The sequence below is a fragment of the Mycobacterium sp. NGS66 genome (assembly GCF_059812225.1).
This window is the reverse complement of record NZ_JCALCG010000002.1, coordinates 317,357-338,367: the sequence shown is the minus strand read 5'-3', so window position 1 is coordinate 338,367 and position 21,011 is coordinate 317,357. Positions and strand designations below refer to the sequence as shown.

The window sequence follows — 21,011 nt, the reverse complement described above, 5'->3', positions numbered from 1 at the left end:
GCTTCATTTCGGTGCTGTCAGAGACATGACCGTCTGATGTTCATGGTCGACTCCGACCAGCCCGGAACCGACCTGACGAAGTAAGACCTTCGTCGGCACCTCCCATAGAGTTTGGCAGGTCGTGAGGTCGACAGCGACGAAGTGGGAACCGTCCGCAAATTCCCGGTCCGTGATGACCACGGTTCCGTCTGAGCCGACGTGGGGAGACCCGAGCTCCACAGTGCAGGTGGGCCCGGGCTGAGCAGTGATCAGGTCCCATTGCTGCCACTGCTCGTCGTTCCCGTACCCGCTGCCTGGCTTCTTGACGTAGAGCTTCGTGCCAATCGTTACGACGTCGGCGACCGAACCCTCTGACGGTATGGTGGCGACGAGTTTTCCTGCGGCATCATAAATTTGGATAGCGCCTCCGACCCCAAGGGTCAGCATCGCCGCGTTCTGCTCCATATGGCCAGCTTCCTGGCGGGCGACAAAGCGCCCCGTGGTGTCGTACATCAGGGTGCCGATCGCCCTGCCAGCCTCGAACCGGAAGGCAAACCCGCCGTTGTAAACCTGCACCCCGTCCAATCGACCGCCCGCGGGCGGGGTGGGCGTGACGTCTTTGCCGTCGACGACCGAAAACACTCGGTCGCCACGTTTGTCGTCAACGGATTGCGGTCTTTGCACCGCGAGGGTGAGCGATGGGATTTCCGGGTTGTACCTACCCTCAGCATGCATCTCCCCACTGCCCGGCAGAAACCACGTCTTCTCGGCGTGCGAGCCGACACCGTACAGACCCTCACCCGGGACTCTCACCACCAAATACGTCGGCCCGTATTCGTAGCCCACCGTCTCGAGTGGGGTACCGCCGTTCACTGTGAGGTTGAGGGTATTAGGCCCGTGATACGTCACGACGCCGCGGTTCAAGTCGATCACCCATGCTCCCGCGGGCGGGACATGACCTTCCTCCATGGGTCGGACCCAAGTCATGCAAACGGCCACTCCTGGTCCGTTGAAGTGACAATTTGAACTTCCGCCAAAGAATTCCGGAATGGCCAGGGGCGGGAAAAGCCGCGCACCAGTGTTGATATCGAGCCCGTACACCCAGCCGGTTGGGTGCAGACAGCTGCGGTCGCAGCCTTCGAGCGCGAGGAAGTAGGCCTTAGTGCCGTTGCCGGCGAACAGGTCACCGACCTTGACGCCCGGGGGCAATCCGATGTCTGTCCCGGTAAATTGCCACCGCGGCACCGGCTGACGATTCAGCGGGAAAGAAACCAACAGGTCTTTCGGAGTCCCGATGGGAGGCGGCGCAGCGGTCGGCGCGGCAGGACCGTGCTTGTCGTGATGCAAAGGCCCCCACACGACGGCGCCCACGCCTCCGGCCACCATAACGACCGCCACGACCAGGGCCACCCCGATCCACCAGCGCCGCCGCGAGCGCTTCGGGGGCGATTCCGGCGACGCCGGCTCGACCCAACGAAACCCGTCCTGCGGTGACCAACCCGACACCATCAGCACCCACCCGAACGCGGCTGGTTGGCGGCCGCGAGCACCCGCTCCCCGTCAGGGCTGCGTTCGACGAGCGTAATATCCTGGCGCCCAGATTGATTGAGCACCCACCGCATCCTTTCGATGTCGAACTTGCTGCGCGGCACCACAATTCGCAGCGGCAAGTCGACGAGGACCTGCCCCGGCGTGACCGGCATGGGATTAACCTTTGCCCCCGGCCGTAGACGCAATCCGATTTCAGTGGTCTTGAGTTTGGCGCCTTGCGTGAACACCACTTGGGACACCGCATCCCAGTGGACCAACGTCTTTCGGAACATCAAGCCGTTGCAGTCGCCGTTGAACAGCGTCGACGTCGACAGGTGAAACATCACCGCTCCCAGTAGCGCGGCGATGATCACACTTTTGGCTACGCGTCCCGAAATCACCTGCGCAGCGCCAAGACCCCAGATCGCCAGCACCGCGCAGCCCAGTATGGCAAGCAGTCGCAAGCTCGACAGCATCGGCGTAATCCGGTAACGCACCCTCGGCATGACACTGCGGCAGCCGGCGAACCCCGTCAACGCCAATGCCACACCGATCACCGACGCGATCCACGCCGGTGTCGCCGTGACATCTGCGACCGCGAACGAAATGCCCACCGCGGCGGTGATCCCACCCAGCCCCGCGAGCAGAAAAAGCCAGAAGGCGCGCGACGCCGCGGACTGGCGATTCGCCACGGCCTGGGCACGGCTGACGGGCTGCAATGAAGCGGACACGTCGTTCAACTCCTTTCGGATGCAGTCACGGTACCGGCGCCGAGGCGATTTGACAGACCAGCAGCTCGCCGTTACGCACGACCATTACGAACTGCATGCTTTTGTCATTTGCGAAGTGTGTGCTCAACGTCCACACCGAGTCATGGCGTCCGAAAGCGCCAGTCGACACGACTTGCATTGCCGGGCGCCGTTCGTGGTTCTGGGCCAAGGTCAGCTCGGCCCGGACCGTCCCTTCGCTGTCCGGGCACGTCAGCGCCTGCAAGTTCGCCAGGTGTCCGGCGTTACGCTCGCGCACCCACGCTCGCACCGTGGTGTCCGCGGCCTCACGGGCCTGCGCCGTCGTCATCGAGTCGCTGACAGTCCTCGGTCGCAAGGTCGGCCGGTCGCCGCGGTCCCGGCCGACGACCGCCACCACCAGCACCACAATCGACAGGAGTGCCGCAATTCCCCACAGCCACAGCGAGATTCGACCGGAGCGCGGGCCACTGGGCTCCGGCGCCGGCGACGGGTCAGTGCGCATGCTCAGAGCTCCGGTGTGGTCGCACTCGACGACGACCCGTTGCCACGGCGAACCCGCGGCCGCGGCGCGGCGCTGATACTCCGCGACCAGCCCGAGCGCCTCCGGCGGCACCGGCAAGACCTCCGAGTCGAGCACGGCGTGACTCGCAGGTGGGCGCGCGGATGGCTCGAACTCGGCGCGCAACCGGGTCCATCCCGCCGGCGCCGACGCCAACAGCACTTTGATGGCTTCCTCGATCAGCGACCGGTCGTCGTTCCCGCTTTCGGGCATCAGCCACCGGCCTGCTGCGGCAGCTCGACATCACACACCTTGAAAGCGCCGCCTTCTTCGGCCAGCGTCAGCGCCTCGTAGAAGAACCCGCCATGCGTCTGCGCCTCCTCGACCTCGCGCCTGATGCGATCGTCGACCGGACGGATCCGCACCGCCACCTGCAGCCACACCGTCGCGCCCTGGTCACGGAATTTGGTCACCGCATCGGTAAAGATCAGGCCCTGATCCTGACCGTAGTAGGCGATCGTCGTGATCCAGCCCGTCACCGATGGCGAAGGATGAGCACAGACCAACTCCCGCATGCGCGCCACATTGCCGTCGTTCTCCGCGTCGTACCACTGCGTGACGACCGCGAAAGCTTTCTGTGCACGCGGCGGTGGCGGCACCCCCAACACACCCAACCGCGGCGGTTCTGTCCACCGCCAGCCCGTCGCGAATACCACGGCAGCCGAGACCAGGCACCCGAGTGTGATCGCCGCCAATACCCATTGCGGCCAGCGCCGCGATCGCCGCGCCGCCCGCTTTGCTGCCTCGCCCGCGGCGCCCGGATCCACCGACCCAAGATATCGGACCACCGCCGACCGCCCTGCCGACACCGCGGACAGGAAGCGCCGGGCGCGGTAACCTCATTCTCAACGCGTTGTCGCATGCCGCCGATAGGAGTTCGCCCATGACCGGCCCCAACGAGGAAGCTGACGTCACCCGCGGCGATCGATTCATCAAGACCGCGGTGGCGATACTGGGCGAAACCGGGCGGACCGATTTCACCGTGCAGGAGGTGGTCGCCCGCTCCAAAACCTCGCTGCGGGCCTTCTACCAGCACTTCACCAGCAAAGACGAATTGCTGTTGGCCTTGTTCGACAGGACCATCGCACATTCGGTGCAAATCTGGCGCGACGAGACCACCGGACTGGACAGCACGTCCGCGCTGAAGCTGGTGATCGACCGCGTCAGCCAACAGCCCGAATCGAGCACTCAGGACAGCCTCAACCGGGCGCTGAGCCTGTACAACCAGCACCTGGCCGAGACCCGTCCGCGCGAATACGCCCGGGTGCTCTCCCCCTTGCATCGGCTCATCGGAGACATCGTGGGCCAGGGCATCACCGAGGGAGTGTTCAACCCCGGCCTGGATGTCGGGGCAGTAGCTGCGATCGTCATGCAGACGATCGTGGGCGCACAGCGATTGCATTGGCTGGGAACGGAATTGAACGGAACCCCGATAGACGCCGGCCAGCTGTACGACTTCTGCAGCCGGGCACTGGGCATCCGCGACACCGAAGAGGACGCGCCTACGCCGTCGTTGGGTGAACTGTTCGCGCAAATCGGGATGCGGCCCGGCACCCACGAAGGCGAGTTCGCGATGACCATGCCGGTCAGCCCGAAGGTGACCAACACCTCGGGTGCGCTGCAGGGCGGCTTGATCGCCACGCTCGTCGACGTGGCAGGTGGCCAGTTCGGGCTGGAGCATCTGCAGCCGGGCACCACCATGACGACGGCCGATCTCTTCGTCCGTTATCTGCGACCCATCCGGCAGGGTTTGGCACGCGCGGTGCCTCGGATGCTGCGAACCGGCCGACGGGCGATGGTCATGCAGGTCGACATCTACGGCGACAGCGACGACGAACTCGCCGCGACGGCGACCGTGAATTTCGCCATTATCAGCGGGCCGACGCCGACAGCAGGCCTGCGATAACACCTCGTTGCGCAGAAGTGGTAACGTCATTACCACCCACCACGAATCAGGACTTTTCCAAGGAGATCGCCATGCCGTCTCGCGAGCTTCCGTTTCCGGTGTTCGACGCCGACAACCACATGTACGAGCCGCAGGAAGCCCTCACCAAGTTCCTCCCCGACAACCGCAAGCACGTGATCGACTACGTGCAGGTGCGCGGGCGGACCAAGATCGTGGTTCGCGGCCACATCAGCGAATACATCCCCAACCCGACGTTCGAGGTGGTCGCCCGGCCAGGTGCGCAAGAGGAGTACTTCCGGCATGGCGCACAGGGCAAGAGCTACCGCGAAATCCTGGGCGAGCCGATGAAGGCCATCCCCGCGTTCCGTGAGCCCGGCCCGCGGCTGGAGGTCATGGACGAGCTGGGCATCGACTATGCGCTGATGTTCCCCACGCTGGCCAGCCTGGTCGAAGAGCGGATGAAGGACGACCCGGACATGACCCACGACGTCATCCACGCGCTCAACCAATGGATGTATGAGACTTGGTCGTTCAACTACGAAGGGCGCATTTTCGCCACCCCGGTCATCACCTTGCCCATCGTGGAGCGCGCGCTCGAAGAACTCGAATGGTGCCTGGAACGCGGCGCCCGCACAGTGCTCGTGCGTCCCGCGCCGGTGCCCGGCTACCGCGGCAGCCGGTCGTTCGGCCTCGAGGAGTTCGACCCGTTCTGGCAGGCGTGCATCAAAGCCGAGCTACCGGTATCGATGCACGCCTCGGACAGTGGCTACTCCGAGTTCGCGAACGTGTGGGAGCCCGGCGACGAGTTCTTGCCATTCAAGCCGACCGCCTTCCGGAGCCTGACGATGGGGCATCGGCCGATCATGGACGCGATGGGTGCGCTGGTGTGTCACGGTGCGCTCTCGCGCAATCCGGAGTTGCGGATCCTGTCGATCGAAAACGGTGCCGACTGGGTGCCCGACCTATTCAAGGGCCTCAAGGGCGTCTACAAGAAGATGCCCAATTCCTTCAGCGAGAACCCCATCGAAGCCTTCAAGCGCTGCATCTACATCACTCCGTTCTGGGAGGACCGGTTCACCGAGATCGTCAAAATGGTTGGCACCGACCGGGTGCTGTTCGGGTCCGACTGGCCGCATCCCGAGGGCTTGAAAGACCCCATCTCCTTCGTCGACGAGCTGTCCGATTTCGACGAGGCGGACGTCGCAAAGATCATGGGCGGCAACCTGATGAAGCTGATCAAGGTTTCTGAGCCGGCCACAGCGTGATTACGGTCGGGTACCGTTGTCGCGCTACATGATTGGCTGATTGAATTCGATCCGGACCCGTTGCGGGTTGGTGGGATCAACCTGTACCGGGAGGGGCCGTAGACGTACGGATGGTTCAGCAAGTGGCCGACTTGCGGCACTATTCCCATGGCATTGACGAGTTCCATTGGCGCACGCTAGCACCGACCTCGCTGCTACCGATCCCGAACTTCAACCGTTCAGAGCATGGCTTCCGGGTCAGCGGACCTGACCGTGCCGCACCTGATTGAAGGGCACCCCGCGGTCGGCGACGTATTCCCGCGGAAAGTTCAGCACCCGCTCCCCTATGACGTTGCGGGCCATCTCAGTGGTGCCGCCGCCGATGGCGACCGACTGCCGGGACAGGTACCTGAACCCGGTCTGCAGACCTTCGCCTAGTTCACCGACGACACCCGCTGCGCCCGCGATCGACAATGCGGTGTCGATCTCCACGCTCACGGTTTCGGCGTGGAAGAGTCTGATCAGCGTTCCACCGGCCGGCGGCAGGATACCGTCCCGGACGCTGCGATAGACGTGATCGTTGAGCTGCTCGGCTACCGCCCGGTGCACCAAGGCCCGGCCGGCGCGCTCCTGCACCCGATCGCTGTCAGCCTGACCGGCCTTGCGAGCGAGATCGGCGTAGTCGACGGGCGTGGTGTGTCCGCCTTCGCTGCCACTGCCGCTTGCGAATTCGGAGCCCTGACCAACCGCCCGGCGTTCGTGGTACAGCTGCCGCGAAGCCACCGCCCAGCCCTTGTTCACCTCACCGACAACGGCGTCGTCTCCGACGTCCACCCCGTCGAGGAATTCCTCGCAGAACTCGGTGGATCCGTTGACCTGCTTGATGCGGCGCAACGTGATCCGCGGATGATCGATGGGCACCAGGAACATGGTCAGGCCGTCGTGCTTGGGCACCTCCCAGTTGGTGCGCGCCAGGCATAACCCGTAGTCGGCCGCGAATGCGCTGGTGCTCCACGTTTTTGCGCCGTTGAGCACCCAACGCTCACCTTGTCGTTCGGCGCGAGTGATCACCCCGGCCAGATCCGATCCGCCACTTGGTTCGGACAGCAGCTGCACCAATATCTCGTCGCCCCGCAGGGCAGCGGCGATGTGCCGCTTCTTCTGCTCCTCGCTGGCGGTGTCGAGCAGGGTGGCGCAACAGATGGTGAACGTCGGAGTGTTGAGGATCAGCGGCATCTCGTAATACAGCGACTCCTCGTCGAACGCTCGCTGGTATTCGTAGTCCAGCCCTAAGCCGCCGTACTCGCGAGGAAAGCAGATACCCGCGAAACCACCTGCGTGAAGCCGCTTTTGCAGTTCTCTGGCCCGTTGCCAGCTGCGTTCGTCGTCGCGTGGCGCGGCCGGTGGCGACTTCGGGTCGATGCGCGGCATGTTCTCAGCCAGCCACCCGCGGGCGCGGGCGGCGAATTCGGCAACGGACTCGGTGTTCATCGGCCCTGCTCGGCATGCCATGCATAGACCCGGCGGTTGTGTTCCTCCGGGGTGCCAAACATGGCGCGGTACAACGTAACTCGCCTCAGATACAAATGCAGGTCATGTTCCCAGGTGACCCCGATACCGCCGTGCATCTGTACACAACCCTGCACGATCTGGCCGGCCATCTCCCCGACGTAGGACTTGGCAATGCTGGCCGACAAGTCCGCCGTCGACGCGTCGGCGGCGACGTCGGCGACCGCCGCCGACGTAGTCGCCCGGCAGGCTTCCAGCCACATCTTCATATCGGCGAACCCGTGTTTGAGCGCTTGATACGACGCCAGTGGGCGGCCGAAGGTATACCGGTCCAGCGCCCACTGGACGGTGAAGTCGAACACCGTTTGCAGGATGCCGACCACTTCGGCGCATTGCAGTAGCTGGGCAATCCGGCTCTGCCGGTCGATCAGCTCCGCGGTTTCGGTGGCGGCGCCGACGACGGCGGACGGCTCCACCAGCACCCCGTCGAAGTCGACCCGGGCGTATTGCTTGACCAGGTCGATCGACTGTTGGGGCGTGATGCGGACGCCGGGCGCATCTGTCGGGACCAGGAATTGGCGAACCTCGTCATCACAACGCGCCACCACGAGCAGAACGGAACTCTGGGCGGCAGCCTCGACGCGGTCCTTGGCGCCGCTGATGCGGTAGCCGGCGTCGGTTCGCGTGGCCGTCACCGACGGGTCGTGTGGCGCCCAGCCCCGGCCCGGTTCCGAAACGGCCCACGACGCCACCGTTTCACCGGACATCAGCGCTTCGATGGTGCCGGCGTGGGCCTGCGACTCGCCGGAGTTGACCAGGCCCGCAAGCACGGTGCTCACCGGATAGAGGGGCCCGGGCGCCACGGTCTTGCCGAGCTCTTCGGCGACCATCGCCAAATCGGCCAAACCGTTGCCCGAGACACTGCCGCCACCAAGTTCTTCGGGCACCAGCAGGCCGGCCCACCCGAGGTCGGCGGCCCGCCGCCACCACGCCGGGTCGAAGGACACCCCGGCGGCATGGAGTTCCCGAACGTAGCGAAGCGGCGCTTCCTTTTGCAGAAATGCCTGCGTGGTGGAGGTGAAAAGGGCTTTTTCCGGCGAGTCGACGGCGGTCATGACGGCGACACGAGGTATGGCTGGCTGAACATCCGCCTGATCGGTCCTGGTTTCGGGGGTTTTGGGGGCGACTCCGATGGTAGCAATGGGCAATACAGTAAGAGATACCGGAGTTCAGTCGATAATGCCGCCGCCGTCCGGACCGCGGCAAATCTCGTCACGGAGACCACTGCGGTTCGCGGTGATAGCGCCGACGATATCGTGTCGAAAAATCAGTGGCCGACCCTCGGCCTTCGGGTGTGGGCTTTGGGTGTGAATCGTGGGCTTTGCGCGTGCAGCCTGGGCGGAGATTCGCGACGATTCCCGCCATAGCTTCACCACGAAAGCCGTACACTCACAACCAAAGCCGTACAGTCACAACCACTGATAGCGGCGTCCCCGCTGAAACGCGCTTTTGCGCAAGCAAATCTGGGACTTGCTACATGGCGAATGCCCGCCGCAGACTCTGCGCGTGCAAGGCCCGGTTCTCTTGAGAGACGACCCAGTCCGGCACCGCCGAGTCGAAGCCGTTGAATGTCGCTGCGACAACGTGTAACTCGGTGTGCACGTAGGCATGCAGCAACCGATTCGCATAGTCGATGGCCTCGTCGCGGCACGGATCGATCTCCGAGCAGCTGATATAGGTCGGCGGCAGGCCCTCGAGATTCGTCCGATGCGCAGGTACATGATGACCGCTCGCCGTGGTATGCCCGAGGTAATGTCCCCACGCCCGGCTCACCGCGGGACCGTTGAGACCCGGGGTGCGCTGGAATTCGCGACGCGATGGCGTCGCGTCTGAGTCGAGCATCGGCTGGTGCAGAATCTGCATCAAGATCGGCGGTCCCTCGTTGTCGAACATGCGTTGGGCCAGGCACGCGACGAGCGCGGCACCGGCATCGCGACCCATCACCGCGACCCGGCCCGCGTCCACGTTCAATTCGGTGCTGTTCTCAACCACATAGCGCAGTGTGGCTTCCAGGTCGTCGAGCGCGGCGGGACATGGATTCTCCGGCGCGAGCCGGTAGTCAACCGACACGAGCAGACATTGCGCCGCGCGGGCGAGTTCTACGCAGGCCGCATGATCGGTGTCCAGGTTTCCGGTGACGAATCCGCCGCCGTGGGCGTACAGCACAACCGGCACCGCTGACCCGGTGCATCCCCGATAGAGCCGCAGGCTCAACTGCGCTGCATCCGGGCCGGCGATCGAACGCGACTCGACCTCGACGCCGGTGGTGTCGACGGCGGCCGCCCGGTCGGCGGCGGCCCGGTCGGCCTTCTCGCGCTCGGCGGGCAACGTCTCGGTGCGGAATTCGACTACGCCCAGACCGGTAGCAGCATCGCGCAATGCCGGGTCGATGCGGCTAATGCCCTGCGGCCGCGTGGAATTCGGTTGTGTCATGTTCTCTTGTCTTCCGGAGCGTTCGTCGGGGTCAGCCAGGAAACCCTTTTCACGGTAGACCCGGGACTCGACATTGTGGAAGATGCGGGTCCGGCAGGCGCTAGAAAGACGGACCACCAAGCAAGATACTGTGCCCGTTACGGTAACCTTCTCAAGCCATTGGGCTTCGTTGCTATTTATACTATGATAGCGACATTCGACGGTTGCTCAGGAGGGAGCGCTGGATGACGCTCAGCACCGACCCCGACGGCGCGCCCGTCACCCTCGACACCACCGGCCAAACCAGTCCCTACCCCTTTTTCGAATACATGCGCCGGACCGACCCGGTATGGCACGGCGGCCTTTCCGACCAGGAGCAGATGCCCGAGGAACTCAGGCCGAATGACGAATGGACACTGTTCGGCTACGACGAGGTGTTCCACGCTTTCCGTGACGACCAGACGTTCACGTCGGCGAAATACGACCAGACCATCGGGTTGGTGATGGGTCACACCATCCTGGCGATGGGCGGCAAAGAGCACCACGATCACCGCAACCTGGTCGCCAAGGCGTTCCGGGCCACCGCGCTGGAACGTTGGGAACCGTCGGTCATCGGGCCGGTCTGCGATCAGCTGGTCGACGAGATCAAAGATCGCGGTGAGGCGGATCTGGTCAAGGCGGTCACGTTCGAGTTCCCGACCCGGATCATCGCCACCCTGCTCGGGTTGCCGCGTGAAGATCTCGACCTGTTCCGCCGGCTGTCCCTCGACCTCATCTCCATCCCGACTGACATCATGGCCGGGCTGACTGCGGCGAACGAGTTGCACGGCTACTTCCTCAACCAGGTCGAACAGCGGCGGCGCAAGCTCACCGACGACATCATCGGCGACCTGGTAGCCGCCGAGATCGACGGCGAGAAGCTGACCGACGAGGCCATCATCGCGTTCTTGCGGCTGCTGTTGCCGGCCGGGCTGGAGACCACCTACCGCTCGTCGGGCAACCTGCTGTACCTCCTGCTGACCCATCCCGAGCAACTCGCGATGGTCTACCGAGACCGGTCGCTGATACCGATGGCCATCGAAGAGGGCCTTCGTTTCGAGACCCCGCTCACCATGGTCATGCGGACCACCACCCGAGAAGTCGAATTGGGCGGCAAGACAATCCCATCCGATGCGCAGATCGATATGTGCATGGGGTCGGCGAACCGCGACGAAAGCCGCTGGACCGACCCGAACACGTTCGACATCCGCCGCCCGCGGCAGGCCCACATCGCCTTCGCCGGCGGCATCCACATGTGCCTGGGCATGCACCTGGCCCGGCTGGAAACGAGGGTGATGCTCAACAGCCTTTTCGACCGGGTCGAGGATCTGACTTTCGTCGCCGACGACGGAACCGGCGTGGAGTCCCGGATCGTAGGGCTCACCTTCCGTTCGCCCAACAAGCTTCCCGTTACGTTCAGTCCGGCGGCATGAGAAGCCGCGCGGCGATCCTGCACGACGTCGGCGGCCCGTGGTCGGTCGAGGAGTTCGAACTCGACGCGCCGCGTGCGGGCGAAGTCCTGGTGCAACTGGCAGCAGCCGGGCTGTGCCACTCCGACGACCACATCCTCAAGGGCGACATGTCGGCGCCCAACGAGGTGCTGCGGTCCATGGGGCTACCGACCATGTTCCCGATGATCGGCGGACACGAAGGCTCGGGCATTGTGCGTGAAATCGGTGCGGGCGTAACCGATTTCGCCGTCGGCGACCATGTGGTGATGACGTTCGTCGCCGTGTGCGGGCAGTGCCGATGGTGCGCCACGGGCATGGAGTACCTGTGCGACCAGGGCATGGGCACCATGGTCCCGGGCATGCCCACCGACGGAACTTTCCGTCATCACACCGCTGATGGCCGGCCGCTGGGCCATCTGGCCAAAGTCGGGGCCTTCGCCGAATACACTGTGGTGTCGGCGAATTCGCTGGTGAAGATTGACCGAGAGTTACCCTTGGTGCCCGGTGCGTTGCTGTCTTGCGCCATACCCACCGGATACGGATCCGCCGCGAACCGGGCCGGCGTGCGCGGCGGCGACGTCGTGGTGGTCGTCGGTGCCGGCGGAATCGGGACCGGCGCCATCCAGGGCGCCCGGATCAACGGCGCTGCGCAGATCATTGCCGTCGATCCGGTGGAGTTCAAGCAGAAATCGGCACGCCTCTTCGGCGCGACGCACAGCGCAGCTTCAATTTCCGAGGCACTTGACCTGGTTCGCGGCCTCACCTACGGCGTGATGGCCGACGCGGTGGTGGTGTCGCCTTCCCTGATCACCGCCGACGATGTTCGAGACGCGTTGCAGCTCACCCGCAAGGGCGGCACCTGTGTGCTGACCGGCATGACGTCGCAACTGACCCGTTCGGTCAATATCGACCTGCAGGACTTCATCCTGATGAACAAGACGTTGGCCGGCACCATCTTTGGCTCCTGCAACGCCAAGGCCGACATCGCCCGGCTGGCCAGGCTGTACGAGTCCGGACAACTTCAGCTCGACGAGATGATCACCCGGCGCTACCGCCTCGACGACATCAACGATGCCTATGCCGATCTGTTGAACGGCGAGATCATTAGGGGCGTCATCGATTACGGGATCGCCTGACACGCCGTCGCCGCGCCGAGCGTGCCTTCAGGGCGGAAAAATCGCCAGATTCTCGCCCTCAGAACACATTCGGCGAAATGTCATGCGGTCAGGGGGCGACCCTGGCCAGGGTGCTCTCCCACAATTCGGCGGCCAGCCTGGAATTCTTGGCCAGACGGTTGGCCCTGGCGATCTTGTGCCGCGAATAGTATTCGCCCGGTGTCCAGTCCACGCCGGGCTTACTCGAAGCCAGCCAGACCAGCTGCTCGGCACCTTCGTCAGAGCTTGCGGTATACCGGTCCACCGGTGTGTATTTCCTCATGAACGCGAGAAACCGCGATCCCGAGGCCGGGCCGAAGTTCGAGTCCACATAGCCGGGATGAACGGTCGCAGCCGAAATCCTATCCCCGTACCGGCGGTGTAACTCCTTGGTGAACAAGACGATAGCCAGTTTCGACAGTGCGTAGGCGGTACTGGGCCGGCGCCGTGCCATGTTCTCCAGGTCGCGGACGCGGGCCCGGAAAACCAGCAGGTGCGACGAGCTGGTCGTGTTGACGACGGTGGCCCGCGACTCGAGGAGCAGATCCAACAACTGCGTGGTGAGCAGAAACGGCGCCAGGTAATTGACCTGGTAGGTATGTTCGTACCCGTCGGGCGTCAGGTGGATCTTGGTGCTCATGCCGCCGGCGTTGTTGAGCAACACGTCGATGCGCGGATATTGCGACGCCAGCTTCTGTGCCACCGCCCGCACCTGGGACAGATCCGCGAAATCCACCACGAAACAATCGGCGTCCAATTCGGCGGCCACCGCGGCGGTCTTACTTTCCGACCGGCCGATCACCACGACGTTGTCGCCGCGCTGGTGTAACCGCCTGGCGGCAGCGGCGCCGATGCCGTCGCTGGCGCCGGTGATGACAATCGTCTTAGCCGTCATGTCGGTGTCCTCACGCGAACGAGTAGCGGACCGGCAGGTGTTTGAGTCCGCCGACGAAGGTGGTCGCGACGAATTGCGGATCACCGGTCAACTCAACCGATTTCAGCCGGGGAAGCAGCTCGGAGAAAAAGCTGTTCACCTCCATGCGGGCCAGGGCGGCGCCCATGCAGAAGTGCACCCCATAGCCGAACGCCAGATGCTTGTTGGGGTCGCGCCCGACGTCGAAGCGGAACGGGTCGTCGAAGATGTCTTCGTCGCGGTTGGCGGAGACATACGACAGCAGGACGGATTGGCCTGCGGCGATGGGTATTCCGCGCACCGCGGTGTCCTCGGCCGCAGTGCGCATGAACTGCTTGACCGGGGTGACCCAGCGAATCATCTCCTCGGTGGCCTGCGGCATGAGGCCCAGATCGTCGCGCAGCCGGGTCATCTGGTCGGGGTTCTCGATGAGCGCATGCAGTCCACCGGAGATGGTGGCGCTGGTGGTGTCGTGGCCGGCGGTGGCCACGATCAGGTAGTAGGACACGGTGTCGATGTCAGACAGCGGCTCCCCGTCCACCCGCGCGTTGGCGATCGCCGAGGCGAGGTCCTCGGTCGGATGCTCGCGCCGCGATTCGGTCACCGCGTTGAAGTACTGGAACATGTCGAGCAACGCCGGCAGCTGTTCTTCCGTCGTGGCGCCGCGTTTGAATTCGCTGTCGTCGCTGCCGAACAACTCCTGCGTCAGCTTGAGCATGCGCGGGAAGTCGTCCTCCGGCAGGCCCAGCAATGAAAGGATCACGTATAGCGGGTAATTCACCGCCACCTGCTGGGCGAAGTCACATTCGGGGCCGGCTTCCATCATCTTGTCGACGTAGATCTTCGCGAGTTCGTCGACGCGGACCTTCAGCGCCCGCATCGCCTTGGGGCGAAACCAGTCGGCGCCAATCGCGCGGACCACCCGATGCTGTGGGTCGTCGAGGTGGATCAGCGTGCGTACCCCGATGGCGGCCGCCTGGTCGTCGCCCTCGGCTGTGGTCAGCACCGGGCGCGGCCAGTTGGTGAACAGCACGTTGTTGCGTTCGATATCCATGATGTCGGAGTGTTTGGTGATCGCCCAGAACGGACGGTAGTTCGGCACGTCGACCCAGGACACCGGAGCGTTGGCGCGCAGATGAGTCAGCGCCGCATGCAACCGGGACTCGTCGGTGTAGGTCAACGGATCGGCCAACAACTTGGCGGTTTCGTCCACCGTCGGTGCGCTCACTGGCGAAACTCCTTCAACACAGCGGTAATACAGTCCTGCGACGCGCCATAGAAGATGGGCTGCACCCGGTCGGCCACACCGATGCAACGGCTTCGCAGGCCGGCGGCAACGGTGTCGACCGGGCCTACCACGGCGAACGCGTCCAGCACGTCATCGTCGATCAGGACGCCCATGGCGTCCCACTCACCTTGCAGCGAGAGCCGGTGCAATTCGTCTTGCAGGTCGCCCCACCCATGCAGCTCGAGCACCCGCCGATAAGCGGGTGTCGATCCGTAGAAGGCAATCTGCTTGCGGGTGGCCGCGATGGCGGAAGCCAGCCCGGCATCGTTGTCACCGGTGGCCACCATCACCTCGCAGGAGATTTCGAAGTCGTTGCGACTGCGGCCCGAGCGTGCCAGGCCGCGTTCCAGCGCCGGCACGGTCACCTCATCGAGGTACCGCTTCGAGATCATCGGGTGGCCGAGGTGACCGTCGGCGACTTCGCCGCACATCTCGGTCATCGCCGTACCGACCGCGGCGACGAACACCTTCGGGGGCGGATGGGGCTGCGGCTCCGGGGTGAACATCGGCGTCATGATCTTGTGGGTATAGAACTCGCCCTCGAACCTCAGCTTGGTTCCGTCGCGCCAGGCGGACCAGATCGCCTGCAGCGCAGCGACGAATTCACGCATCCGGCGCACGGGATGGCTCCACGGCATGCTGAATCGCTTCTCGATATGGGGCTGGATCTGCGTTCCCAGGCCCAGGATGAAGCGGCCCTGGGAGTACTCCTGCAGGTCCCAGCCGATGTTGGCGACGATCATCGGATTACGCGCGAACGCCACCGCGATGTTGGTGCCGAGCTCCAATCGCGACGTGTGCTCGGCGGCCAGCAGCAACGGCATGAATGGGTCGTGACTGGTTTCGGCGGTCCAGCCGCCATCGTAGCCGTGTTCTTCCATGGCTTTGGCCGCTTCGGTGACCCGGGCCAGCGTGGTAGGGATGTTCCCGTCGATCTTGAGGCCGGACATGGTGCTCATCTGGGGGCGCGCCTGCGCAGCACTACGCACCCATGCACCATGGGGTAAAAGTTACAGTAAGCGATTCGGTAGGGTCAACGTCCGCGCCGGTGGTCGACGAACCTGTCGCGGGCGCTACAGTAAGCAATTCAGTATGCAAGAACGGCGCCAGTGAGGACCGAACCAATGGCCAAACCCCCGGACTGGGAGGAGACGCTGGCCGACCTCGCCCGCCGCCGTCAGCAGGCACGCGGGATGGGCGGCCCGGAAAGGCTTGAGAAGCACCGCGGCAAGGGCAAACTCGACGCCCGGGCCCGCATCGAACGACTGCTTGATCCAGGCACATTCCGTGAACTCGGCACGCTCGTCGGTGGCGATATCGCAGCCGACGCGATCGTCACCGGATCCGGCCGTATCAACGGCGTACCGGTCATGGTGGGCGCCGAGGACTTCACCACCCTGGCCGGCAGCATCGGGCCAGGTGGGAACTCCAAGCGCTACCGCCTGGCCGAGCTCGCGGTGCGCGACCGGATCCCGCTGGTCATGCTGCTCGACGGCGCCGGGTTTCGCCCGACCGGCGGGCACTACGGGCGCACCCCCACCGACCTGCTCGCCCAGACGCAGTGCTCGGGCCGGGTGCCAACGGTCGCCGCGGTGCTGGGACCATCGGCCGGACACGGTGCCCTGGTGGCCCCGGTATGCGACTTCCGGATCATGAGCAGCCAGGGCGCCATCTTCACTGCCGGGCCGCCCGTGGTGAAAGAGTCCACCGGCGAGGAGATTTCGAAAGAGGATCTCGGCGGGCCGGACGTGTCGATGCCCAGTGGGGTGATCCACAATTTCGCCGACGACGACGAGGCCGTGCTCGACGACATTCGGCGTTACCTGTCGTACTTTCCGCCCAGCGCGTGGTCGTACCCGCCGTCACGGACCGACTCGGCCGGCCCGCGCCCGACGCCGGAGTTGCTGGAGATCGTCTCGCGCGACAATCGGCGGGTCTACGACATGCGCCGGGTGCTCGACGTGGTGTTCGACGATCCGGACTGGTTTGAGGTGCAGCCGCGATTCGGCAAGGCAATCATCTGTGCGCTGGCACATCTCGGCGGGCATCCGGTTGCGGTGGTGGCTAATCAGCCGCAAGTGCTGGCCGGGTCCATCGACGCCGACGCCGCCGACAAGGCAGCGCATTTCATCATGGTGGCCGACTCGTTTCACCTTCCGATCGTCTTCCTTGCCGACAACCCGGGAATGCTGCCCGGTAGCCGCTCCGAGCGGGAAGGCGTATTGCGCAGCGGCGCCCGGATGTTCGCCGCGCAAACGGCAGCCACCACCATCAAGCTGCACCTGACGTTGCGCAAGGCCTATGGCTTTGGCTCGATGGTCATGTCGCTGCTCGGATTCGACCACCAGTCAGCAACTTTCGCGTATCCTGGTGCCACCATGGGAGCCATGAGTGCCGCGGCGCTGACGCGCGCGTCGCACGCCGGTGAGGATCTATCCGTCAAGCTGCGCAACGCCGAACTGCAGGCGTCCTACCGATCGGCCGAGCATCTCGGTTTCGACGAACTCATCGACCCTCGGGAAACCCGCGACGCCCTGCTGGCCGCCCTGGACCGTGGACTGTCCAGCCGGCAAGCCGCCGCCGAACCGGTGATGCGCACCGTCATCATGCCGTGACCTCTTGCCGGCGAACGTGCGTGGTTGTACGCGACACGCCGAGGTAAGCCGGCAATCTGCGCACGCTCGCGCCACCGGTCAGTAGACGTAATCCTCGCCGCTCGCGCGGACCGTCAGGTCGCTGATGTTGATCCCCCAGGGCTGGTTGATGACGTGTACCACGGCGTTGGCCAGGTCGTCGGGCGTGATCAGCCAGTACCGCACCGAGTCGACGTCCATCTGCTCGGGTCGAAGGGCCCCCTTCTGCAAGTTGCCGACGTTCTCGAAGAACTGGGCGGCTTTTTGCCCGACGATGCCGATGGCCGCCGCTTCGTTGACGACTCCGCTGGCCAGATTGGTCCCGAGCACACCGGTCGGCTTGATCGTGGTCACCTTGATCTTGCCCTGCGCCTCGATCCGCAACGAATCCGAGAGCACGTCGACGGCCGCCTTGGTGGCGCTGTAGACGCCGGAGCCTTCGGTTCCGGCGTTGCCATAGATGGACGAAATGTTGACGACCTGACCGCGGCCCTGCTGAATCATCGTGTCGTAAACGGCCGAGATGCCGTTCACTACGCCTTTGATGTTGATGTCGATCGCCTTGTGCCATTTTTCCCAGGCGCGTTCGTGATCCGCGAAAAACGCCAGCGGCATGACGCCGGCGTTGTTCACCATCACGTCGATTGCGCCGTAACTGTCCACCGCGTGCTGGGCGGCCCCTTTGAGCTGAGCCATGTCCGTGACGTCGGCGGCATATGCGGTGCCTTCCGAACCAGCGGCCCGGATGCCCTCGAAGACTTGGTTCAGGCCCTCGGCGTGGACGTCCACGCCGACCACCTTTGCCCCGCCGGCCGCACACTTTTCCGAAATCAGTTTGCCGAAGCCGCTGGCTGCGCCGGTCACGATAATGACCTTGTCCTTCAAATACTGCGACATCACAGCTCCTATCTCTCCTTGTTGTTCCCTGCTCCGCGAGTGCGCGCAAATGTACGGAAAATCGGCCTTTTGGCGTGCATTTGCGCACCCTCGCGCTAGGGCGCGGCCCGGTACGCGGCAACGATCGGCTCGAGCTCGTCGGGTGTCGCGCCGTGCATGATCACCGCGTCGGCGCCGTAGTCGAACTCACGCCGGATCCGGTCCACGCACTGCTGGGCCGACCCCGTCGCCGACGGCTCCAGCCACTCGTCGGGAATCAACGTCGCGATGTGCTCGATCTGCTCGGGCGTGGCCTTGTGATCGATCCCACCGGGGATCGACGTCACCACCGGGTCCTCCCGAAACTGTTGCAGCACAGCGGGATCCCAGCCATTGGTCTGCACCATCAGGTCGCCGTAGCCCTGCAGATAGGTGGCCAGCCGCGCGACCGTCTTCTTCAGCCGCAGCTCCTCTGGAAGATGGTCGCCGACGGTGGCGAAGCACGACCACACCCGCACGCTGTCCGGGTCGCGGCCGGCATTCTCCGCGGCGGCCTTGACGGTTTCGACGCAGCGCCGCAACGTGTCTGGCGTGAAGTAGGTGTGCAGTACCACGTCGTCGAAAACTCGGCCACCAAGCTTAAGCGTGTTGGGCCCGAACGCGACCAGTGCCAGACGAATGTCCTCGTTGAAATCGCGATCCAGAAACAGCACCGGGTATTTGCCCATCGGGCCGTCGTGATTGAAGATCACCTCGCCGTGCCACAGCCGGCGCATGACTTGGGCCCAATCCTCCATCTGGGCGGTCGTCACCGCCGGTATGCCGAACGCCCCGTACACCGCTGCGATGCCGCGGCCGATGCCCAACGTGAACCGGCCGCCGGAGAGCCGGTGCATGGTGGTCGCCCAGGACGCGGTGATCAGCGGGTGACGGGTCTTGTGATTGGTTGCGGCAGTGGCGATTTGCATGCGACTGGTGACCGCACAGGCAGCACCCACCAGAGAGGACGCTTCCTTGACATTCCACCGTTCGGAGATGAACGCGGTGCCGAAGCCCAACTCCTCGCCACGACGAGCCTCGTCCATCAATGTCGCGGGTCCCTCGCCGCCCGCGCCGGCCAACAGGTAGTAGCCCAACTCGTCGAGCGTGCGCTCGCTCAATTCCACACTCCTTGCTGGTAGCCGCAGTTCCAGACCTCGGTGATCTTGCCGTCCACGACGCGGAACACCTCGATGCTGGCGACGTTGGTCTTCGTGCCGTCGGGGGCGGTCATCGTGGAGTCGTAGACGATGGCGACGTGCTCGCCGTCGTCACCCGCAACCACGATGTTCAGCTCGAAATGCAGCGAATCGAAGAGGTCCCACACGTCCGCGACCCGTTGCACCGCCTGGGCCTGGGTCAAAGTGTGCGCCTCGCCGACCTCGTGCCGAATGACGTTGTCGGCGAACAACTCCCGCGCCAGATCCAGGTTGCGTTCGTTCCAGACCACCAGGTTGTAGAGTTCGACCACCTCGCGCGCCGTCCAGGTCGCCGTCATGGGACCTGCACCTCGCGGGCTACCCGCCGCAAGAACCGCACGGTGACCTTCAGTACGCGTCGGGAGAACACATGACCGACATGGCCACCGTCATACCAGTACAGCTCGCCGCCGATGCGTTCGTGCAGCGCGATCGCCGGCTCGCGCATCGCCATTCGGTCATGCCAGGCTCCGACGATCAGCCGGTTGTGCGGCGGCGGCGCCGGGTCCACCCGCAGCGGATCTATCACCGATGTCAGTTGCCGGACCACGGAGGACTCGAGGAGCTGCCGGTACCCGTCGCGAGATGTCCCCCAGCGACCCAGGTGGCGCGCGATCATGGCGTTCAGCCCGAGGATCGGCGTGTACAGTGCGAGGGCGTCCACCTCGCGCTCCAAGTGCGACACCAGCGCTGCCACCGGGGTGCCCATCGAAACGCCGGCTATCACCAACGCAGTCGCCTGCGGCCGTACCCATTGCACGACGGCACGAACCTCGGACACCGCCCGCATCATGCCCGCGACATTGCCCAGCGGGTCGGTGTCCGGATACCGCGGCCACTGGCCACGGCGGCTACCGTGGCCGGGCTGGATCGGCAACGCGACGTTGAACCCCAGGCCGTGATGTATGCGCCCGATTCGACTGAGCAGCAGGTCTTCGGGACCGCCCTGACCGGCGCCGTGCACCCAGATCAGCCAGGGCCGCGGACCGTCCAGATGCCGGCACAGATGCACCACCGCCCGCGCCGGTCCGCCGAAGGCTTCCAGCGTCTCGGGCAATGCCGGGTCATGCTCGAAGGTCATCCGTTCATATGCCAGCCCGGGACCCAGACCCGGAACGCGGCGCCCATGTACTGAGCGCACCCGAAGCGGTGCCGGCTCGCGATGTGCGTCGTCGATGCCCAGCGCCGAAAGCTGCTCTGCCGCCGCCTCGCACTCACTCAGCCGCCGCAACCCCGCCGGACGTCCGCCCAGCACCGAAAAGCCGCTCAGCACAAGCTCATCCAGCATGACTTCGCCGAACTGACGAATCCCGCGCGGCGACGCCGGAACCCACCCGGTCGATTCGGTGAGACCGGCGAGCGTGCGCGGCACCACGCGAACCATCTCGCGGCCCAGGTCACGCGCGATATCCGGAGCCCTGTTCACCCATGACATGGTCATGAACTCCTTGCGGTAGGGTGGACGCCCAGC

General features: G+C 64.7%; 19 protein-coding genes. 5 read left to right on the top strand and 14 right to left on the bottom strand.

Annotation, left to right across the window (positions count from 1 at the left end; all coding sequences use genetic code 11):
- Window positions 1–3: 3 nt before the first annotated feature.
- The 4 genes from AC5Y2L_RS06090 to AC5Y2L_RS06075 all read right to left on the bottom strand — a co-directional run bounded on the left by AC5Y2L_RS06090 (window position 4) and on the right by AC5Y2L_RS06075 (window position 3,584).
- Entirely contained in the window at window positions 4–1,389 is a 1,386-nt protein-coding gene (locus AC5Y2L_RS06090; RefSeq protein ID WP_499932525.1) for a 9-bladed beta-propeller domain-containing protein, read from the bottom strand.
- A 98-nt stretch (window positions 1,390–1,487) separates the two neighbouring features.
- On the bottom strand, window positions 1,488–2,240 hold the full coding sequence (locus AC5Y2L_RS06085; RefSeq protein WP_499932526.1) for a hypothetical protein: 753 nt from the start codon (window positions 2,238–2,240) through the stop codon (window positions 1,488–1,490).
- Window positions 2,241–2,265: 25 nt separating this feature from the next.
- Entirely contained in the window at window positions 2,266–3,030 is a 765-nt protein-coding gene (locus tag AC5Y2L_RS06080) for a hypothetical protein (RefSeq protein WP_499932528.1), read from the bottom strand.
- Entirely contained in the window at window positions 3,030–3,584 is a 555-nt protein-coding gene (locus tag AC5Y2L_RS06075) for a hypothetical protein (RefSeq protein WP_499932530.1), read from the bottom strand. The genes AC5Y2L_RS06080 and AC5Y2L_RS06075 overlap by 1 nt, the downstream gene beginning before the upstream one ends.
- 116 nt (window positions 3,585–3,700) lie before the next feature.
- Here AC5Y2L_RS06075 and AC5Y2L_RS06070 point away from each other — a divergent pair, with 116 nt between their 5' ends.
- Window positions 3,701–4,723: a hotdog fold thioesterase gene (locus AC5Y2L_RS06070; protein ID WP_499932532.1), complete on the top strand. Its 1,023-nt coding sequence runs from the start codon at window positions 3,701–3,703 to the stop codon at window positions 4,721–4,723.
- Between the two features lie 71 nt (window positions 4,724–4,794).
- Entirely contained in the window at window positions 4,795–5,988 is a 1,194-nt protein-coding gene (locus tag AC5Y2L_RS06065) for an amidohydrolase family protein (RefSeq protein WP_499932534.1), read from the top strand.
- Window positions 5,989–6,225: 237 nt separating this feature from the next.
- Here the strand turns inward: AC5Y2L_RS06065 and AC5Y2L_RS06060 are convergent, their stop codons facing one another.
- The 3 genes from AC5Y2L_RS06060 to AC5Y2L_RS06050 form a co-directional block, all read right to left on the bottom strand.
- Window positions 6,226–7,458 (bottom strand): acyl-CoA dehydrogenase family protein, encoded by a 1,233-nt coding sequence (locus AC5Y2L_RS06060; protein ID WP_499932536.1) that lies wholly within the window; start codon window positions 7,456–7,458, stop codon window positions 6,226–6,228.
- Window positions 7,455–8,591, bottom strand: coding sequence for an acyl-CoA dehydrogenase family protein (locus tag AC5Y2L_RS06055; RefSeq protein WP_499932537.1), 1,137 nt, complete (start codon window positions 8,589–8,591; stop codon window positions 7,455–7,457). Before AC5Y2L_RS06055 ends, AC5Y2L_RS06060 begins: the two co-directional genes overlap by 4 nt.
- 418 nt (window positions 8,592–9,009) lie before the next feature.
- Window positions 9,010–9,969 (bottom strand): alpha/beta hydrolase, encoded by a 960-nt coding sequence (locus AC5Y2L_RS06050; RefSeq protein WP_499933179.1) that lies wholly within the window; start codon window positions 9,967–9,969, stop codon window positions 9,010–9,012.
- A gap of 224 nt (window positions 9,970–10,193) precedes the next feature.
- On the opposite strand from AC5Y2L_RS06050, the gene AC5Y2L_RS06045 reads away from it, so the two are divergent.
- Window positions 10,194–11,420, top strand: a complete 1,227-nt coding sequence (locus AC5Y2L_RS06045) for a cytochrome P450 (protein ID WP_499932539.1) — start codon at window positions 10,194–10,196, stop codon at window positions 11,418–11,420.
- Window positions 11,417–12,574: a Zn-dependent alcohol dehydrogenase gene (locus tag AC5Y2L_RS06040; RefSeq protein WP_499932540.1), complete on the top strand. Its 1,158-nt coding sequence runs from the start codon at window positions 11,417–11,419 to the stop codon at window positions 12,572–12,574. The genes AC5Y2L_RS06045 and AC5Y2L_RS06040 overlap by 4 nt, the downstream gene beginning before the upstream one ends.
- Before the next feature lie 88 nt (window positions 12,575–12,662).
- Here AC5Y2L_RS06040 and AC5Y2L_RS06035 read toward each other — a convergent pair whose 3' ends face one another.
- The 3 genes from AC5Y2L_RS06035 to AC5Y2L_RS06025 are packed head-to-tail and all read right to left on the bottom strand — an operon-like array spanning window position 12,663 to window position 15,752.
- The gene (locus AC5Y2L_RS06035; RefSeq protein WP_499932541.1) at window positions 12,663–13,487 is read right to left on the bottom strand and encodes an SDR family NAD(P)-dependent oxidoreductase; all 825 of its coding nucleotides are present in this window, start codon (window positions 13,485–13,487) and stop codon (window positions 12,663–12,665) included.
- Between the two features lie 10 nt (window positions 13,488–13,497).
- Window positions 13,498–14,718, bottom strand: a complete 1,221-nt coding sequence (locus AC5Y2L_RS06030; RefSeq protein ID WP_499933181.1) for a cytochrome P450 — start codon at window positions 14,716–14,718, stop codon at window positions 13,498–13,500.
- 11 nt (window positions 14,719–14,729) lie between these two features.
- On the bottom strand, window positions 14,730–15,752 hold the full coding sequence (locus tag AC5Y2L_RS06025) for an LLM class F420-dependent oxidoreductase (RefSeq protein ID WP_499932542.1): 1,023 nt from the start codon (window positions 15,750–15,752) through the stop codon (window positions 14,730–14,732).
- A gap of 165 nt (window positions 15,753–15,917) precedes the next feature.
- On the opposite strand from AC5Y2L_RS06025, the gene AC5Y2L_RS06020 reads away from it, so the two are divergent.
- Window positions 15,918–17,408, top strand: a complete 1,491-nt coding sequence (locus AC5Y2L_RS06020; protein WP_499932544.1) for an acyl-CoA carboxylase subunit beta — start codon at window positions 15,918–15,920, stop codon at window positions 17,406–17,408.
- 78 nt (window positions 17,409–17,486) lie between these two features.
- Here AC5Y2L_RS06020 and AC5Y2L_RS06015 read toward each other — a convergent pair whose 3' ends face one another.
- From AC5Y2L_RS06015 to AC5Y2L_RS06000, 4 genes are all read right to left on the bottom strand, one after another.
- A complete protein-coding gene (locus AC5Y2L_RS06015) occupies window positions 17,487–18,323 on the bottom strand; it encodes an SDR family oxidoreductase (protein WP_499932545.1) in 837 nt (278 codons plus the stop codon).
- 95 nt (window positions 18,324–18,418) lie between these two features.
- Window positions 18,419–19,462, bottom strand: a complete 1,044-nt coding sequence (locus AC5Y2L_RS06010; protein ID WP_499932547.1) for a TIGR03857 family LLM class F420-dependent oxidoreductase — start codon at window positions 19,460–19,462, stop codon at window positions 18,419–18,421.
- Complete coding sequence (locus tag AC5Y2L_RS06005) at window positions 19,459–19,839, bottom strand: ester cyclase (RefSeq protein WP_499932549.1); 381 nt, start codon at window positions 19,837–19,839, stop codon at window positions 19,459–19,461. Before AC5Y2L_RS06005 ends, AC5Y2L_RS06010 begins: the two co-directional genes overlap by 4 nt.
- A complete protein-coding gene (locus AC5Y2L_RS06000; RefSeq protein WP_499933182.1) occupies window positions 19,836–20,975 on the bottom strand; it encodes an alpha/beta hydrolase in 1,140 nt (379 codons plus the stop codon). Before AC5Y2L_RS06000 ends, AC5Y2L_RS06005 begins: the two co-directional genes overlap by 4 nt.
- Window positions 20,976–21,011 lie beyond the last annotated feature (36 nt).

Bases quoted from the DNA above. Each gene is read 5' to 3' on its own strand.
- AC5Y2L_RS06060 (WP_499932536.1), bottom strand. From the start codon at position 7,458: ATGAACACCGAGTCCGTTGCCGAATTCGCCGCCCGCGCCCGCGGGTGG.
- AC5Y2L_RS06015 (WP_499932545.1), bottom strand. From the start codon at position 18,323: ATGTCGCAGTATTTGAAGGACAAGGTCATTATCGTGACCGGCGCAGCC.
- AC5Y2L_RS06035 (WP_499932541.1), bottom strand. From the start codon at position 13,487: ATGACGGCTAAGACGATTGTCATCACCGGCGCCAGCGACGGCATCGGC.
- AC5Y2L_RS06070 (WP_499932532.1), top strand. From the start codon at position 3,701: ATGACCGGCCCCAACGAGGAAGCTGACGTCACCCGCGGCGATCGATTC.
- AC5Y2L_RS06080 (WP_499932528.1), bottom strand. From the start codon at position 3,030: ATGCCCGAAAGCGGGAACGACGACCGGTCGCTGATCGAGGAAGCCATC.
- AC5Y2L_RS06020 (WP_499932544.1), top strand. From the start codon at position 15,918: ATGGCCAAACCCCCGGACTGGGAGGAGACGCTGGCCGACCTCGCCCGC.
- AC5Y2L_RS06000 (WP_499933182.1), bottom strand. From the start codon at position 20,975: ATGTCATGGGTGAACAGGGCTCCGGATATCGCGCGTGACCTGGGCCGC.
- AC5Y2L_RS06005 (WP_499932549.1), bottom strand. From the start codon at position 19,839: ATGACGGCGACCTGGACGGCGCGCGAGGTGGTCGAACTCTACAACCTG.
- AC5Y2L_RS06040 (WP_499932540.1), top strand. From the start codon at position 11,417: ATGAGAAGCCGCGCGGCGATCCTGCACGACGTCGGCGGCCCGTGGTCG.
- AC5Y2L_RS06055 (WP_499932537.1), bottom strand. From the start codon at position 8,591: ATGACCGCCGTCGACTCGCCGGAAAAAGCCCTTTTCACCTCCACCACG.
- AC5Y2L_RS06065 (WP_499932534.1), top strand. From the start codon at position 4,795: ATGCCGTCTCGCGAGCTTCCGTTTCCGGTGTTCGACGCCGACAACCAC.
- AC5Y2L_RS06025 (WP_499932542.1), bottom strand. From the start codon at position 15,752: ATGAGCACCATGTCCGGCCTCAAGATCGACGGGAACATCCCTACCACG.
- AC5Y2L_RS06050 (WP_499933179.1), bottom strand. From the start codon at position 9,969: ATGACACAACCGAATTCCACGCGGCCGCAGGGCATTAGCCGCATCGAC.
- AC5Y2L_RS06045 (WP_499932539.1), top strand. From the start codon at position 10,194: ATGACGCTCAGCACCGACCCCGACGGCGCGCCCGTCACCCTCGACACC.